12 protein-coding genes are annotated in these 16146 nt (G+C 66.9%); 3 read left to right on the top strand and 9 right to left on the bottom strand.

Annotation, left to right across the window (positions count from 1 at the left end; genetic code table 11):
* The first annotated feature begins 41 nt into the window (after window positions 1-41).
* The 3 genes from acnB to ABE424_RS06195 all read left to right on the top strand — a co-directional run bounded on the left by acnB (window position 42) and on the right by ABE424_RS06195 (window position 3667).
* Window positions 42-2627, top strand: coding sequence for a bifunctional aconitate hydratase 2/2-methylisocitrate dehydratase (gene acnB / locus ABE424_RS06205; protein ID WP_346492144.1), 2586 nt, complete (start codon window positions 42-44; stop codon window positions 2625-2627).
* Between the two features lie 117 nt (window positions 2628-2744).
* Window positions 2745-3170, top strand: coding sequence for an energy transducer TonB (locus tag ABE424_RS06200; RefSeq protein WP_346492145.1), 426 nt, complete (start codon window positions 2745-2747; stop codon window positions 3168-3170).
* Between the two features lie 35 nt (window positions 3171-3205).
* The gene (locus tag ABE424_RS06195) at window positions 3206-3667 is read left to right on the top strand and encodes a TonB family protein (RefSeq protein ID WP_346492170.1); all 462 of its coding nucleotides are present in this window, start codon (window positions 3206-3208) and stop codon (window positions 3665-3667) included.
* 222 nt (window positions 3668-3889) lie between these two features.
* Here ABE424_RS06195 and ABE424_RS06190 read toward each other — a convergent pair whose 3' ends face one another.
* The 9 genes from ABE424_RS06190 to ABE424_RS06150 form a co-directional block, all read right to left on the bottom strand.
* Window positions 3890-4960 carry a chemotaxis response regulator protein-glutamate methylesterase gene (locus ABE424_RS06190; RefSeq protein WP_346492146.1) on the bottom strand — a complete coding sequence of 357 codons (1071 nt, stop codon included), beginning with the start codon at window positions 4958-4960 and terminating at the stop codon, window positions 3890-3892.
* Window positions 4957-5553: a chemoreceptor glutamine deamidase CheD gene (gene cheD / locus ABE424_RS06185; RefSeq protein WP_121036713.1), complete on the bottom strand. Its 597-nt coding sequence runs from the start codon at window positions 5551-5553 to the stop codon at window positions 4957-4959. Before cheD ends, ABE424_RS06190 begins: the two co-directional genes overlap by 4 nt.
* Window positions 5550-6410 carry a CheR family methyltransferase gene (locus ABE424_RS06180; RefSeq protein ID WP_176989057.1) on the bottom strand — a complete coding sequence of 287 codons (861 nt, stop codon included), beginning with the start codon at window positions 6408-6410 and terminating at the stop codon, window positions 5550-5552. The genes cheD and ABE424_RS06180 overlap by 4 nt, the downstream gene beginning before the upstream one ends.
* Window positions 6411-6462: 52 nt before the next feature.
* Window positions 6463-8745: a methyl-accepting chemotaxis protein gene (locus ABE424_RS06175; protein ID WP_346492147.1), complete on the bottom strand. Its 2283-nt coding sequence runs from the start codon at window positions 8743-8745 to the stop codon at window positions 6463-6465.
* Between the two features lie 166 nt (window positions 8746-8911).
* Complete coding sequence (locus ABE424_RS06170; protein WP_346501862.1) at window positions 8912-11272, bottom strand: methyl-accepting chemotaxis protein; 2361 nt, start codon at window positions 11270-11272, stop codon at window positions 8912-8914.
* Window positions 11273-11367: 95 nt separating this feature from the next.
* On the bottom strand, window positions 11368-11751 hold the full coding sequence (locus tag ABE424_RS06165) for a hypothetical protein (RefSeq protein WP_319209492.1): 384 nt from the start codon (window positions 11749-11751) through the stop codon (window positions 11368-11370).
* 173 nt (window positions 11752-11924) lie between these two features.
* Window positions 11925-12416, bottom strand: coding sequence for a chemotaxis protein CheW (locus tag ABE424_RS06160; RefSeq protein WP_176989053.1), 492 nt, complete (start codon window positions 12414-12416; stop codon window positions 11925-11927).
* Window positions 12417-12830: 414 nt separating this feature from the next.
* The gene (locus ABE424_RS06155; protein WP_346492149.1) at window positions 12831-13610 is read right to left on the bottom strand and encodes a flagellar regulator YcgR PilZN domain-containing protein; all 780 of its coding nucleotides are present in this window, start codon (window positions 13608-13610) and stop codon (window positions 12831-12833) included.
* Window positions 13611-13827: 217 nt separating this feature from the next.
* Complete coding sequence (locus ABE424_RS06150; protein WP_346492150.1) at window positions 13828-16083, bottom strand: methyl-accepting chemotaxis protein; 2256 nt, start codon at window positions 16081-16083, stop codon at window positions 13828-13830.
* Window positions 16084-16146 lie beyond the last annotated feature (63 nt).

The raw sequence follows: 16146 nt of genomic DNA, 5'->3' as shown, positions 1-16146 counted from the left end.
TTTTAAACCGCATTCTTTCAAAGAATCACCCGGGAGTTGTCATGTTGGAAGCCTACCGCCACCACGTAGCCGAGCGCGCCGCGCTTGGCATCCCGCCGCTGCCGCTGAGCGCCCAGCAGACGGCCGACGTCATCGAACTGCTCAAGAACCCGCCCGCCGGCGAGGCCGAGTTCCTGCTGGAACTGCTGACCCACCGCGTGCCGGCCGGCGTCGATGACGCTGCCAAGGTCAAGGCCTCGTACCTGGCCGCGATCGCCCTGGGCAGCGAAGTCAATCCGCTGATCACGCGCGAGCGCGCCACCGAACTGCTGGGCACCATGCTTGGTGGTTACAACGTCGCGCCGCTGGTCCAGCTGCTGGACGACGCCGCCGTCGGTGCGATCGCCGCCGATGCGCTGAAGAACACCCTGCTGGTGTTCGACGCCTTCCACGATGTGCAGGAAAAGGCCAAGGCCGGCAATGCGAACGCCCAGGGCGTGCTGCAGAGCTGGGCCGATGCGGAATGGTTCACCAGCCGTCCGCAGGTGCCGGAAAGCCTGACCATCACCGTGCTCAAGGTGACCGGCGAAACCAACACCGACGACCTGTCGCCGGCCCCGGACGCCACCACCCGCCCGGACATCCCGCTGCACGCCCTGGCGATGCTGAAGAACAAGCGTGATGGCATCGAGCCGGAAGAAGACGGCAAGCGCGGCCCGGTGAAGTTCATTGAATCGCTGAAGGACAAGGGCCACCTGGTCGCCTATGTGGGCGACGTGGTCGGTACCGGTTCCAGCCGCAAGTCGGCCACCAACTCGGTGCTGTGGTTCACCGGTGAAGATATTCCGTTCATTCCGAACAAGCGCTTCGGCGGCGTGTGCCTGGGCTCGAAGATCGCGCCGATTTTCTACAACACGATGGAAGACGCCGGCGCGCTGCCGATCGAACTCGACGTGTCGCAGATGAACATGGGCGATGTGATCGAGCTGCGCCCGTACGACGGCAAGGCCCTGAAGGACGGCGCGGTGATCGCCGAGTTCAAGGTCAAGTCCGACGTGCTGTTCGACGAAGTGCGCGCCGGTGGCCGCATTCCGCTGATCATCGGCCGCGGCCTGACCGCCAAGGCGCGTGAAGCGCTGGGCCTGGCCCCGACCGATCTGTTCCGCCTGCCGATGGACCCGCCGGATACCGGCAAGGGCTTCTCGCTGGCGCAGAAGATGGTCGGCCGCGCCTGTGGCCTGCCGGAAGGCCAGGGCATGCGCCCGGGCACCTACTGCGAACCGAAGATGACCTCGGTGGGCTCGCAGGACACCACCGGTCCGATGACCCGTGACGAACTGAAGGATCTGGCCTGCCTGGGCTTCTCGGCCGACCTGGTGATGCAGTCGTTCTGCCACACCGCGGCGTACCCGAAGCCGGTGGACGTCAAGACCCACCACACCCTGCCGGAGTTCATCTCCACCCGTGGCGGCATCTCGCTGCGCCCGGGCGACGGCGTGATCCACAGCTGGCTCAACCGCATGCTGCTGCCCGACACCGTCGGCACCGGCGGCGACTCGCACACCCGCTTCCCGGTGGGCATTTCGTTCCCGGCCGGCTCGGGCCTGGTCGCCTTCGCGGCTGCCACCGGCGTGATGCCGCTGGACATGCCGGAGTCGGTGCTGGTCCGCTTCAAGGGCAAGATGCAGCCGGGCGTGACCCTGCGTGACCTGGTCAACGCGATCCCGCTGTACGCGATCAAGTCCGGTCTGCTGACCGTGGCCAAGGCCGGCAAGAAGAACATCTTCTCCGGCCGCATCCTGGAAATCGAAGGTCTGCCGGAGCTGAAGGTCGAGCAGGCGTTCGAACTGTCCGATGCCTCGGCCGAACGTTCGGCCGCCGGTTGCTCGGTGCACCTGAACAAGGAGCCGATCATCGAGTACCTCACCAGCAACATCACGCTGCTGAAGTGGATGATCGCCGAGGGTTACCAGGACGCCCGTTCGCTGGCACGCCGCATCGAGAAGATGGAAGCCTGGCTGGCCAACCCGGAGCTGCTGGCCCCGGATGCCGACGCCGAATACGCCGCCGTCATCGAGATCGACCTGGCCGACATCCACGAGCCGATCGTGGCCTGCCCGAACGACCCGGACGACGTCAAGACGCTGTCCGACGTGGCCGGTGCGGCGATCGACGAAGTGTTCATCGGTTCGTGCATGACCAACATCGGTCACTTCCGTGCGGCGGCCAAGCTGCTGGAAGGCAAGCGCGACATCCCGACCAAGCTGTGGGTGGCTCCGCCGACCAAGATGGATGCTTCGGAGCTGACCAAGGAAGGCCATTACGGCACCTTCGGCACCGCCGGCGCACGCATGGAAATGCCGGGCTGCTCGCTGTGCATGGGCAACCAGGCGCAGGTGCGCGAGGGCGCAACGGTGTTCTCGACCTCGACCCGCAACTTCCCGAACCGTCTGGGCCGCAACTCCAACGTGTACCTGGGTTCGGCCGAACTGGCCGCGATCTGCTCGCGTCTGGGTCGCATCCCGACCAGGGAAGAGTACATGGCCGACATCGGCGTGCTGGATGCCAGCAGCAAGGACATCTACCGCTACATGAACTTCGACCAGATCGAGGATTACCAGGAAGTGGCCGGTACGGTCGCTGCCTGATCCGGTAATGCCGGGCGCTGCCCGGCAGCCCGTTGAAACGAAGAACCCCCGGTGAGAGCCGGGGTTTTTTTGTTTTCACCGCGCTAGACTTCTCGCTTGGTCTGTAGGAGAACAGGGATGTTGCGGGATCGATTGAAGGGATGCGGCGCTGGCTGCTGGCGCTGGTCTGGGCATGCAGCCGTGCTGGCCACATTGATGATGGCGCACGGCGCGATGGCACAGCAGGCGGTACAGAAGACAATTGTCGAGAGCGTTCGAACCGCGCACGTGCCGGCTTCGATCGTGATGGAGAGCAAGCACAACAACCCGCCGCGTTATCCATCGCAGGCATTTCGCGATGACAAAGAGGGTGAAGCGATCCTGATGGTGCAGGTGACTGCCGACGGACAGTGGCTCGGTGCGACCGTGCTGCAGAGCACTGGCTCGCCGGAGCTGGACGAGGCCGCGCAGGTGGCGACACGCAAGTGGCAGTACCTGCCGGCCAGCGAAGACGGTGTACCGGTGCCCGGAGAAATCCGTGTGCCGGTGTCGTTCGAGCTGTGATGCTGCGCGCAGCCGCAAGCCTGGGGCGAGTGACGATGCTGCTGGCAGCTTCGATGCCGGCCTGGGCCAATGAACCCGTGCCGCCGGCAACGCAGGCGAGCGACGAGGCCGACGCTGATACCCGGATGAGTGCCGCCGAACGCCGCGTGTATACGCTGCAGGAGCAGTTTCTGGAGATCGCCCGTGCCAACGCGGCGCGGTCAGAGGCCGCCGAAAAGGTGGAAATCTACGCCTCGGTCGATGCGAACTCGCAACGCCAGCATCCGGTGCAGCTTGAGAGCTACCAGAAGCCTGAGCGCGGTGATGGCGCGACCACCCTGCTGGTGGACGTAGACGAGCAGGGTCGCCCGGTTGCCGTGGAAGTTGCGCGCGGCAGCGGATCGGCGGTGCTGGATACGGCGGCTGTGGAGGCGGCGTATCGATGGAGCTACAACGCCGCCAGCAGGGACGGAGTACCGGTGCGTGGAAAGGTGCGGATCACGGTGTGGGGACCGTAACTGCGCCTGCGTGATGCAGTGGTGCCGCGCATTGCCCGGCAGGCAGTTGAAGCGGAGAACCCCTCGGGCGCATTCCTGGGTTATCGGCTACTGGATGATCCAGTCGGCAGTGCCCTGAAGGCGCTTCCCGGCAAAGAGCACATTGCCCGCCGCCAGCCAGCGGCCGGCACTACCAGTATCGGGTGAGCAGGGCCAGCGCTGGCCTGCACCCGCTGGATGCGATCAACCCCGCGCCAACGCCATCAACCGCTCGGCAATCCGTTCCAGCGGCACCATTTCCTCCGCCGCGCCGAGCTTGTACGCCGCACCCGGCATGCCCCAGACCACGCTGGTCGCTTCGTCCTGCACCAAGGTGGGCGCGCCCGCGTTCTTCAGTTCCAGCAGGCCGCGGGCACCGTCGTCGCCCATGCCGGTGAGGATCGCGCCGATCGCGTTCGCCCCGGCGCTTTCTGCCACCGAACGGAACAGCACGTCCACCGCCGGCTTGTGCCGGTTCACGGCCGGGCCGTCATCCACACGGCAGCGCCAGCGCGCACCGTCGCGGATGATCCGCAGGTGCTTGCCGCCCGGCGGCAGGTACGCGTGGCCGGGCAACACCGCTTCACCATCGCTGGCCTCGCGCACCGACATCGCCGAATGGCGGTCCAGGCGCTCGGCGAACGGGGTGCTGAAGGTGGCGGGGAGGTGCTGGGTCAACACGACGGCCGGGGCGTCGGCCGGCATGCCTTCGAGCACCACGCGCAGGGCCTCCGTGCCGCCGGCGGAGGCGCCGATGGCGATCAGGCGGTCGGTGGTGCGGAACTGGATGCTGCGCGGGGGCGCCTTCGGTGCCACCGCATCCAGGGTGATGCGCGGCGTGGGGGGACGCGCGAGCGTACGTACCCTCGAGCGGGCCGCCATCTTGACCTTGCCGATGATTTCTTCGGCGTACGCCTGCAGGCCACGGGCGACGTCGAACTTCGGCTTGGAGACGAAGTCCACCGCGCCCAGCGCCAGCGCCTGCAGGGTGGTGTCGGCGCCGCGCTCGGTCAGCGAGGAGATCATCACCACCGGCAGCGGATGCAGGCGCATCAGGTTTTCCAGGAAGGCCAGGCCGTCCATGCGCGGCATTTCCACGTCCAGCGTGATCACGTCCGGGGCCAGGCGCTTGATCTTCTCGCGCGCCAGCAGCGGGTCGGCGGCGGTGCCGACCACTTCGATACCGGGGTCGCTGTCGAGGATTTCGCTCAGCATCTGACGCACGACCGCGGAGTCGTCGACGATCAGGACTTTGCAGGGTGCACCGTGGGTCATTCGAACAGCTCCACGCCGCCGGTGACCGGGGCCTTGGACAGGCGGGCACGCACGGCCGATTCGGTCGCGGCCACTTCTGCTTCATGGGCATGCGGCAGGCGCTGCACCACGACGCGGCCGGTATCGGCGAAGAACCACACCTTGCGCGGATGGATGCCGCAGAGGTCCTCGGCGATGATCGGGATGTGCTCGGCCTGCAGGTACTGGCGCACGAACTCGGCATTGCGGGTGCCGACCGGGTTGCTGGTGAAGCCCTTGAGTACGTTGGCACCGCCGAACACCTTGGCTTCCAGGCGCTTGCGGTGGGCGCCGCGTTTGAGCAGGTCGTTGATCAGCAGTTCCATCGCGTAGCTGCCGTAGCGCGCGGGCGCGCCATCGCCGACGTTGCCTTCGGGCAGCAGGAAGTGGTTCATGCCGCCGATCTTGAGCACCGGATCGCGCAGGCAGGCGGCCACGCAGGAGCCCAGCGTGGTGGTCAGCGCGGTGTTGTCGTCCACCGCCAGGTACTGGGTCGGCAGCAGCTTGGCGGCGGTGACCTGGAAGCGGCTGTCGAAATAACGCATCACTTCGTCGTTGCGGATCGGCAGACTCATACCGGCGCTCCGGGCGCACGTTTGTACAGGGTCCGGCCGCAGGGCTGGATCAGGTCGGCGGCGTGCAGGTAGTTCTCCGAATGGCCGGTATAGAGCAGGCCGTCATCGCCCATGTGCTGGATCAGCCGCGACAGGATGCCGCGCTGGGTCGGTTTGTCGAAATAGATCATCACGTTGCGGCAGAACAGGGCATCGAACGGGCCGCCGACGTCGTAACGGTTGGCAAGCAGGTTGAGCGGGCGGTAGTCGATGAGGTCGCGCAGTGCGGGATTGACCCGGCAGTGGCCTTCATTCGGGCCGGTGCCGCGCTGGAAGTAGCGCTTGCGGATGGCGGGATCCAGCCCGGCGACGCGGTCGATCGCATAGACCCCACGACTGGCGGTGGCCAGCACCTGGGTGTCGACATCGGTGGCCAGGATGCGCACCGGCGGTTTGAGCGTGCCGAAGGTCTCGCAGGCGGTGATCGCCATCGAGTAGGGTTCCTCGCCGGTCGAGGCCGCGCACGACCACAGCTGCAGGGTGCCGTGGCCGGCGCGCAGACGCAGTTCGTCGGCCAGCTTCTCGAAGTGGTGGGGCTCGCGGAAGAACGCGGTGAGGTTGGTGGTCAGCGCATTGGTGAACGCCTGCCATTCGTCGCCGCCATGGGACTCGAGCTGGTCCAGGTAGTCGCTGAAGCTGCGCATGCCGAGCGCACGCAGCCGCCGCGACAGCCTTCCATAGACCATGTCGCGCTTGGCCGGCGCCAGCGAAATGCCGACGCGCTGGTAGATCAGCTCGCAGACGCGGCGGAAATCACGATCGGCGAACTCGAATTCGCGAGCATTCGGTGAAGCGGCGTTGGCTGGGGGCGTGGACACGGGCGGACTCGCAGGGAAAGGGGGTGCGGCGATCACGGATCGCCGCGGGAACTCAGAACTCTTGCCAGTTGCCGTCATCGGCCGGCGTGCTGCGCGGTGTGCGCACCGGGGCGGCGGCACGCAGGGCAGGGGATGCCGGCGGCGCCGGGCGGCTGGCCGGGCGTACCGGCCCCATCGCGGCGACGGCGCGCGCGGTGACCGCGCTCACGGCCTGGGCGATCTGGTTGTCGAGGCGGAAGATCGCCACGGCGTCGGCCAGCTGGGTGGCCTGTTCCTCCATCGCGCGGGCGGCAGCGGTGGCTTCTTCCACCAGCGCAGCATTCTGCTGGGTCGTCTCGTCCATCTGCACCACGGTCTGGTTGACCTGGTCGATGCCGGCGGACTGCTCCTGCGAGGCGGCGGAAATCTCGGCCATGATGTCGGTCACGCGCTGCACCGAGGCGACGATCTCGCCCATGGTGGCGCCGGCCTGGTTGACCAGCTGCGAGCCCTCGGCGACCTTCCCGACCGAGTCATCGATCAGCCCCTTGATCTCCTTGGCCGCGCCGGCCGAGCGCTGGGCGAGGGTGCGCACTTCGGAGGCCACGACCGCGAAGCCGCGGCCCTGCTCACCGGCGCGTGCGGCTTCCACCGCGGCGTTCAGTGCCAGGATGTTGGTCTGGAACGCGATGCCGTCGATGACCGAGATGATCTCGGCGATCTTCTTCGAGGAGGTCTGGATCGCTGCCATGGTGGTGACCACTTCGCCAACCACGTTGCCGCCCTGCGAGGCGACGGAGTGCGCGCCGATCGCGAGCTGGTTGGCCTGGCGTGCGTGCTCGGCGTTCTGGCGCACGGTGGAGGTCAGTTCCTCCATCGAGGCGGCGGTCTCTTCCAGGTTGGCAGCCTGCTGCTCGGTACGGCGCGACAGATCGCTGTTGCCGGTGGCGATTTCGCCGGCGGCCAGGTTGATGCTGCCGGCGGCCTCCTGGATCTGGCCGACGATCTGGGTCAGCTGGGCCACGGTGGCATTGGCATCGTCACGCATGGTAGCGAACACGCCCTGGAAGTCGCCCTGCATGCGTGCGGTCAGATCGCCCTCGGCGATCGCCGACAGCAACTGCGAGAGCTTGCCCAGGTTCTCGTCGCTGACCTGCATCATCGCGTTGAGGTGGCCGATCATCCGGCGGAAATCGTGGTCGAAGCGGGTCGTGTCGCCGCGCTGGCTGAAATCGCCGGCGGCGGCGGCCGCGGCCAGGCGCTGGATTTCGCCGTTGATGCTGCCCAGGTTCTGCTTGACCGCATCGACCGTACGGGTGATCGCGGCCTTCTCGCCCGGGTAGCGCGCGATGTCCGCGCCGAGGTCGCCCTGGGCATAGCGCTGCACCACGGCCAGCACATCGTCCATGGTCTGCACGTGCGCGCCGACCAGGGCATTGGTTTCATGCACCATCAGGCCGTACTCGCCGGGGAAGGCGGTCTCGTCCATGCGGTAGCCGGTATTGCCCGCGTCGTGGCGACTGGCCATCTCGCGCTGGCCACTGATCACGGCGTGCAGCTGTTCCTGCATGCGGGCCATGCTTTCCAGCAGGCGGCCGGGCTCATCGTGGGCCTGCTCGCCAATGCGGCTGTCCAGCTTGCCGCGGGCGATGCTCTCGGCCACGTGGGTAGCCTGGCGCAGCGGCAGGGTGATGCGGTTGCCGATCAGCCAGCTCAGCGCCAGCACGATCAGCACCAGTGCGCCACCACTGGCGGTCATGACGGCAGTGAAGGCCAGTGCATCGGACTGCACATCGTCCATGTAGACGCCACTGGTGATGACCCATCGCCACGGGGCATACAGGGCGGCATAGGTGACCTTCTCGATCAGTGCATCGTTGCCCGGCTTGGTGGTGCGGTAGTAGGTATAACCGCCACCGGTTTTCGCCATGTCCACCTGCTGCAGGTAGATCGGTACGCCATCCTTGGAGGTGTAGTCCTTCTGCACCTTGCCGACGCGGTCACGTGCGAACGGATGCATCAGCAGGGTGTAGTCGGTGCCGAGCACGTTGTAGTACGCGCTGTCATTGTCGGCGCGCATGACCTCGAGGGCCTGCAGTGCCGCGGCCTTGGCCGCCGCTTCGGTGAGTTCGCCGGACTCGGCCAGCCGGGTGTAGTGCGCCAGGATGCCGTAGCTGAGTTCGACCTGGGTCTTCAGCGCCTCCTTGCGGGTTTCGGCGAGATCCAGGTACTGCATGCGCGCGGCGATGATCGCCAGCGCGATCACGCCGACGGCGATGAGTGCGGTCAGCAGGTTGAGCTTGCGCCTGACGGACAGGTTGGAGAAGGACTGGTTCCAGCGGCTGAGTAGATTCATGGGCAGGGGTCTTTGATCGACAAACATGTCGCGGCAATGCTGTTATCGGCCGCAGGTCGCCACGATTGAGCCCGGGCGGCTGAGCGTATTCAGGTTTTGGTGGGCACAAACAAAAAGGCCCCGATGCAGGTGCATCGGGGCCTTTGAACGAAACGCCCGGCAGGGCCTAGAACTCCTGCCAGTCGCCGTCGGCCGGTTCGGTGGCCACCGGGCGCGAGGCCGGGCGACGCACGGCCGCCTGCGCCAGCGGCGCACGCGCGGCACGCGGCGCGGCGGCCACGACCGGAGCGGGCGCGAGCTCCTGCTCGTCCAGCTTGAAGATCGACACGGCATCGGTCAGCTGGCCGGCCTGTTCTTCCATGGCACGGGCGGCGGCGGTGGCTTCTTCCACCAGCGCGGCGTTCTGCTGGGTGGTTTCATCCATCTGCACGACGGTCTGGTTGACCTGCTCGATACCGGCCGACTGTTCCTGCGAGGCGGCGGAAATCTCGGCCATGATGTCGGTCACGCGCTGCACCGAGGCGACGATCTCGCCCATGGTGGCGCCGGCCTTCTGCACCAGCGCCGAGCCGTCGTTGACCTTGCCGACGGAGTCGTCGATCAGGCCCTTGATCTCCTTGGCTGCACCGGCCGAACGCTGGGCCAGGGTGCGCACTTCGGAGGCGACGACGGCAAAGCCGCGACCCTGCTCGCCGGCACGTGCCGCTTCGACCGCGGCATTCAGCGCCAGGATGTTGGTCTGGAACGCGATGCCGTCGATCACCGAGATGATCTCGGCGATCTTCTTCGACGAGGTCTGGATCGCACTCATGGTCGTGACCACTTGGCCGACCACGTCACCGCCCTGCGAGGCGACGGTGTGCGCGCCGATCGCGAGCTGGTTGGCCTGGCGGGCATGCTCGGCGTTCTGGCGCACGGTGGAGGTCAGTTCCTCCATCGAGGCGGCGGTTTCTTCCAGGTTGGCGGCCTGCTGCTCGGTGCGGCGCGACAGGTCGCTGTTGCCGGTGGCGATCTCGCTGGCGGCCGAGTTGATCTGCTGGCTGGAGTGCTTGATCCGGGTGACGATGCCGCTGAGCTGCTCGGCGGTAGCGTTGGCGTCGTCGCGCATCCGGGCGAACACGCCCTGGAAGTCGCCGTGCATGCGCACCGTCAGGTCGCCCTGCGACAGCGCGGCCAGCAGGTTGGACACCTGTTCGATGCTGGCCGAGTTGGCGTCCAGCAGGCCGTTGAGCTGCTGGGCCAGCTGCAGGAAGAAGCCGTCCTTGCCGTCGCTGTCGATGCGGCCGGACAGATCGCCAGCGGCGGCCTGGGCGATCACGCGGGCCACTTCGGCTTCCACCAGCGCTTCGGGGGTGCGGTCGCGCCATTCGATGACGTGGCCGACGGTCTCACCCTGCTCGTTGGCGATCGAGGAGACGACCTGCGCGAACTGCGCTTCGCCGAACTGCATCGGGCGACGGCTGACGCCGTGCTGCTGCAGCTGGGCGAGGGTCTTGGCATCCATCTCGCTGCCGTGTTCAAGCGTGGCGGCCGACTTGCCGATCAGCGAGGCGGCGGCATCGAAGTCCGGCAGGTCCTTGCGGATGTCGGCTTCGTACTGGCTCAGGGTCTGCTGCAGCGCGCGGTTGCTGTAGACGATGGTGTGCTGGGCATCGGTCAGGTAGACGCCGGTCGAGCTGTAGTCCAGCGCGGTCCGGATGCGCAGGTTCTCGCGGGCGATCGCCTGGTCGGTTTCGGTGCGTTCGCGCAGGTCGCGCTGCATGCGCTGCATGGCCTGCAGCAGGTCGCCGACTTCATCCTTGCGGCTGACGTCGATGTGGCCGTCCAGCTTGCCGCTGGCGACATCATTGGCGACCGATACGGCGCCGCGCATGCTGCCCACCAGCGAGCGGGCGAACAGATACACCAGCACCAGGCCCAGGGCGGCGCCGGCGAGCAGGGTGATGACGGTCAGCGTGGCCGAGGCGGCATAGGTGGACTCGGCTTCTTCGCGCGAGGCGCGCGAGAGGCGGTTGTCTTCCGCGATCAGCGCCTCGAGGGCGGCGGAGGCCTTGCGATGCTTGGCGCGGGTTTCACCCACGAAGGTGTCCACGGCATCGTCAGGCAGGTCCAGTTCGAGCATTTCGGTAACGGCGTCGTAGGACGCCAGCGAGTCGGTCCAATCCTTGGCGAAGGTGTCGAACAGCTTCTTCTGCTGGGGATTGTCGATCAGCGCGGGGTATTTTTTGATCGAGGCGTCGATCTGGGTGCGAAGCTCTGCAGCGCGGGACTTGGCTTCGGCCTTGACGTCATCGCTGGCGCGGATGAGGCCCTGGTAGGCGGAGTTGCGGTACTCGCCGACCATGCCACGCAGTTCGCCGGCCATGCGGATGCTGTCCATCCGGGGCCCGGCCAGTTCGGTGGTGACGTTGTTGAGTGAGTGCAGGCCACGATAGGCCACGATGCCCTGCAGCAGCATTACCAGCAGGAGGACGCCGAAAGTCAGCATCAACTTGGGCATCAGTTTGAGGTTGTTGATCCACGGCATGGCAGGTGCGGTCTCCAGTGGCAAACGCGTCCGGCCGTCGGGGCCGGTTGCAGCGACCACGCCGGCCAACGCCGGCGTGGCAGGGCGTACGGGGATTACTTGATGTTGGCGAGCTTGAGGCCGGCCGGCGAGCTGACTTCGATTTCAGCGCGCGAGGCATCGCGGGCGATCTTGCCGATCACGCAGACGGTCTTGCCTTCCAGCGATTCCAGCGGGAAGCTGAACTTGTCGCGGTTGGCGCCGGCGATGCGGGCCGAGAAGGTGTGGCGCGGGAACGCGCCGCCCATGTACAGGAAGGTCGGCTGACCTTCGGAGCCTTCGGCGTAGCGGGCCTTCTCGACCTTGCCGCAGACCATGCCGTCCTTGCCGACCGAGCGCGGGGCCAGTTCCGGCGGAATCATTTCACCGGACTGGGCGAATGCGGTGGAAGCGGAGGCGGCGATCACGGCGACCGAGAACAGGGCAAGCAGGGACTTCATCGGGAACATTCTCCGGGGATAAGGGCAGTTGGCCCGGCCATGGGCGATCCAGTGCAGCCGGGTTCTGAAACCAGCTATCGGCCGGACCGGGCGGAACTGAAGCGTGTTTTTTCTTCAGTGGCTGTCACGGTACGTACCGGGCGCAGTCCACGGGTTGTTCTGTGACGGATGTCTCAGGCTGCGACGTCGTCGATGACCGGGGCCTGGCCCATGTCGGCGCTGTCGAGGAGGGTTTCGATATCCAGCAGGATGAGCATGCGATCGTCCTGGGTGCCGATGCCGGAGATGAAGCGGGTATCGACGGCGGCGCCGAATTCGGGCGTCGGGCGGATCTGGTCGGCGGCCAGCGGGATGACGTCGGAGACGCTGTCGACGACGATGCCGACGACGCGGTCTTCGACGTTGAGCACGATCATGACGGTGAAGGCGTCATAGGTGGCATTTTCCAGGCGCAGTTTGAGGCGCAGGTCGATGACGGGGACGATGGTGCCGCGCAGGTTGATGACGCCCTTGATGTAGTCGGGGGCATCGGGGACGCGGGTGACGGAGTCGTAGCCGCGGATTTCCTGGACTTTGAGGATGTCCACGCCGTAGTGCTCGGCACCGAGGGTGAAGCTGAGGTATTCGCCGCCGTCGCTGGTGGCGTTGCTGTTCTTGTCGTTCATCGAGGGGTCCTGGATCGGGCGTGGCGGTCGAATAACCGGGGGTCACGCTGGATATCGGCCTGGCCGGGGGCGACTTTAGGGGTGCTGGACTCTGGAGACTCGGCGTTGCGTTCAACTGCAGGTGCAGGAGCAACGGCGTTGGCGGTGCTGTGTTCGGCGGCTGGGCTGGTGTGGATGGGTTGGCGGGACACGCCGTGAATCCGTCCATGGAGGCTCATGTCGCGCCATCCATGGCGCTCATGGTCCCGCCAACCCACCCACACCAGCCCCTCGACAGTGCGTCGGTGTGTCAGCAGCAGCAATGGCAACAGCGACAACAAGGCCAACAGCCGCTGCCTTCAACTCGGGCCCAGCCAACCCACCCGCGCCGACCCAGTCACGCAGCATCAAACCGCCACGCAGTTGAAGCAGCCATCAACTCTCCCCATTCTTCCTCGCGCTCCGCTGCCGGTCGATGCGGAAGATGTAGCGCTGGATCGCGCTGTCGCCGCCGCGCGGGAGGTCGTCGAAGCGCATGCCGATGCGTTTCATTTCGACGCCGTTCGGCAGCTTGACCGCCAACTGGTTGCACACGATCAGCGAGACATGCAGCGGGCTGCCATCGGGCAGGTCCAGCTGGGCCGCGTAGCGTTTCTGCAGCGAGAACACGTTGCAGTCCACCGGTACCGTGACGGCCAGGCCGCCGCCGCTGATGTCCACCACGCGCAGCTGCAGGATCTCGCTGCGGTCTTCGTTGACCGGGAACTGCAGGTGCGGTGAATCGGTGATCGGCGTCTCCAGCCGATACAGCTCGCGGCGCTGCAGGTGCACCAGCTCCTCGGGGAAGGGCACGCGGAAGGCGACGTGGCCTTCGTTGCGCACGCGCTCCAGGCCGTCCAGGCGGAAGCGCACCATCACCCGGTCCAGCTGCGCAAAGCAGAGCAGATGGCCAGCCTCTCCGGCAGCGCGGTTGGAGGTCTCGGAGGGGCTGCCGTCCAGCAACAGCCAATCCTCGTCGTCGTCCAGTTCCAGCACCGCGGTCGGGAAGGACTGGTCGCGGCCGCCCAGATGGGCGTTGATCAACGAACGCTGGTCGATCAGCGCCTGCAGCAACTGCCGGATCTGGCGGGGGTTGCGGACCAGGTACCGGTCATCCGTGCCATCGTCGTGGGTGGCATGGGGTCGGTCGTGTGCGTCGTGGCTGCCTTCGGACATGGAATCTGCTGGGTTGGGCGGGTGCCGGCACGCGTAGATACCGGGGCTCTGTCCGTTTATCGGCAGTAGTTCACATTTATGTAGGGGGAATTGTGTCGCCCCGCGAAGAAGACAGGCCACGGTTCCGGCGTGCGGTGCCGGCGGTGGGCCGGTGAAACGACGACACCCCGCCGGGGCGGGGTGTCGTCAGGGTCAGTTGATCACGCGACGCGCGCGCTCAGAACTCCTGCCACTCGGCGTCGTTGGCCAGTGCCGGTTCCCGGGTCATTGCCCGGCGCGGAGCGGCGACAACACTGCGCGGCTTGGCCGGGGCCGCGGCTCGCGCTGCGGCAGGCGAACGCACCACTGCGGCGGGTGCGGCCGCCGGGGCCGCGTAGGCCTGCCCGTCCAGCTTGAACAGCGAGACGGCGTCGGTCAGGTGGCCGGCCTGCTCTTCCATGGCGCGGGCGGCGGCAGTGGCTTCTTCCACCAGTGCGGCATTCTGCTGGGTGGTTTCGTCCATCTGCACCACGGTGGTGTTGACCTGCTCGATGCCGGCCGACTGTTCCTGCGAGGCCGCGGAGATCTCGGCCATGATGTCGGTCACGCGCTGCACCGAGGCGACGATTTCGCCCATGGTGGCACCGGCTTGGTTGACCAGCTGCGAGCCCTCGGCCACCTTGCCGACGGACTCGTCGATCAACCCCTTGATCTCCTTCGCCGCGCCCGCCGAGCGCTGGGCCAGGGTGCGCACTTCGGAGGCGACGACGGCAAAGCCGCGTCCCTGTTCGCCAGCACGTGCCGCCTCGACCGCGGCGTTCAGCGCCAGGATGTTGGTCTGGAAGGCGATGCCGTCGATGACCGTGATGATGTCGGCGATGCGGCGCGAGGAGGCGTCGATTTCGTGCATGGTGCTGACCACGCGGCCGACCACTTCGCCGCCCTGCGAGGCCACCGAGTGCGCGCCGATGGCGAGCTGGTTGGCCTGGCGGGCATGCTCGGCGTTCTGGCGCACGGTGGAGGTCAGTTCCTCCATCGAGGCGGCGGTTTCTTCCAGGTTGGCGGCCTGCTGCTCGGTGCGGCGCGACAGGTCGTTGTTGCCCGAGGCGATCTCGCCGGCCGCGGTGCTGATGCTGGAGGAGGCCTGCTGGATGCGGCCGACGATCTGGGTCAGCTGGGCGACCGTGGTGTTGGCATCGTCGCGCATCGCGGCGAAGACACCGTGGAATTCGCCCTGCATGCGCGCGGTCAGGTCGCCGGCGGCGATCGACTGCAGCAGATGCGAGAGCTGGGACAGGTTGCCGTCGGCGACCTGCATCATGGTGTTGAGGTTCTCGATCATGACCCGGAAGTCGTGCTCGAACCGCAGCGCATCGCCGCGCTGGGTGAAGTCACCGGCCGCCGCGGCCTGGGCCAGCGACTGGATCTGGGTGTTGATCGCCAGCAGGCTGGCCTTGGCCGCATCCATCGATTCGTGCAGGATCGCGCGGGTGCCGGGCAGGCGGCGGGCGTTCGGCGAGAGGTCGCCGGCGGCGTACTGGTTCAGGACGTTGATGGCGTCCTTGATCGAATCCAGGTGCTCGAAGATCACCGTGTTCACGCCGACGGCCAGCTGGCCGTACACGCCCGGGAAATCTTCCGGGATGCGGTGGCTGATGTCCGGGCCGGCATGCATCTCGACCATCTGCTGGGTCTGCTCGGAGAAGCGACGCAGCATCACCGTCATGTCGCGGGTCGCGGCCAGCATCTTGCCGGCTTCATCCTTGCTGGTGGCCTGGATGTTGACCGACAGATCGCCACGCGCCACCGACTGGATGGCGTGCACGGCCTGGCCCAGCGGGCGGGTGATGGCGCGCGAGATCACCACGCCCATCACGGCGGCCAGCAGCGAGAGCAGCACGATGCAGCCGATGATCGCGTAGACGCTGTTGCGGTGGGTGGCGTTGGCGCTTTCGATGCGGCTGGCGACGACCCCGTTGCTGAACTCGCCCAGCTCCTTGAGCGCGGCGAACAGTGCGCGGCGTGCCGGGCGCGACTGCTCATCGGAGATCTGCTGGGCAGTGACGCCATCGCCGGCGGCGATCGCGGCCTTGATCAGGCCGTTGGCCTTGAAGTAGTCGGCGGTGCGGGCGGCGACCACCTCGTAGAGCTGGCGCTCCTTGTCGCCGGCCGGCAGCGCGGCGTAGGCGGCCAGCTCCGCGTTGACGATCTTGCCGGTGTCGGCCATGCGCTTGTCGTAGTCGGCGACCGACTCCGGCTTGTCGAGCACGGTCAGCTGCGCCATCTCGTAGGTACGGAATTCGCCGAGCTGCGCGCGCACCTCACCCAGGTGCTGGACCGAAGGAATGTCGTTGGTGCTCATCGCGCGCAGCTGGTCGTTGGCTTGGCCCAGACGGACCAGCGCGAAGCTGCCGAGGGCCAGCGTCATCAACGTGGTGAGGGTGAAGCCTACCGCCAGCTTGCGGGCGATGGGCAGGTCGTGGAACCACTTCATGATTGGAACTCCGGGCAGGGCAGTGGCGCACAGCCGTGGGGTGCTGGGCGGAATCAGCGGGAT

The sequence above is a fragment of the Stenotrophomonas sp. TWI1149 genome (assembly GCF_039673155.1).
Lineage (GTDB): Bacteria > Pseudomonadota > Gammaproteobacteria > Xanthomonadales > Xanthomonadaceae > Stenotrophomonas > Stenotrophomonas maltophilia_AA.
This window is presented reverse-complemented; position numbering and strand designations above follow the sequence as displayed.

What these genes read in the sequence shown, in the direction of transcription:
- acnB (WP_346492144.1), top strand. Translation starts at nt 42, where the DNA reads ATGTTGGAAGCCTACCGCCACCACGTAGCCGAGCGCGCCGCGCTTGGC.
- ABE424_RS06200 (WP_346492145.1), top strand. Translation starts at nt 2,745, where the DNA reads ATGTTGCGGGATCGATTGAAGGGATGCGGCGCTGGCTGCTGGCGCTGG.
- ABE424_RS06195 (WP_346492170.1), top strand. Translation starts at nt 3,206, where the DNA reads ATGCTGCTGGCAGCTTCGATGCCGGCCTGGGCCAATGAACCCGTGCCG.
- ABE424_RS06190 (WP_346492146.1), bottom strand. Translation starts at nt 4,960, where the DNA reads ATGACCCACGGTGCACCCTGCAAAGTCCTGATCGTCGACGACTCCGCG.
- cheD (WP_121036713.1), bottom strand. Translation starts at nt 5,553, where the DNA reads ATGAGTCTGCCGATCCGCAACGACGAAGTGATGCGTTATTTCGACAGC.
- ABE424_RS06175 (WP_346492147.1), bottom strand. Translation starts at nt 8,745, where the DNA reads ATGAATCTACTCAGCCGCTGGAACCAGTCCTTCTCCAACCTGTCCGTC.
- ABE424_RS06170 (WP_346501862.1), bottom strand. Translation starts at nt 11,272, where the DNA reads ATGCCGTGGATCAACAACCTCAAACTGATGCCCAAGTTGATGCTGACT.
- ABE424_RS06165 (WP_319209492.1), bottom strand. Translation starts at nt 11,751, where the DNA reads ATGAAGTCCCTGCTTGCCCTGTTCTCGGTCGCCGTGATCGCCGCCTCC.
- ABE424_RS06160 (WP_176989053.1), bottom strand. Translation starts at nt 12,416, where the DNA reads ATGAACGACAAGAACAGCAACGCCACCAGCGACGGCGGCGAATACCTC.
- ABE424_RS06155 (WP_346492149.1), bottom strand. Translation starts at nt 13,610, where the DNA reads ATGTCCGAAGGCAGCCACGACGCACACGACCGACCCCATGCCACCCAC.
- ABE424_RS06150 (WP_346492150.1), bottom strand. Translation starts at nt 16,083, where the DNA reads ATGAAGTGGTTCCACGACCTGCCCATCGCCCGCAAGCTGGCGGTAGGC.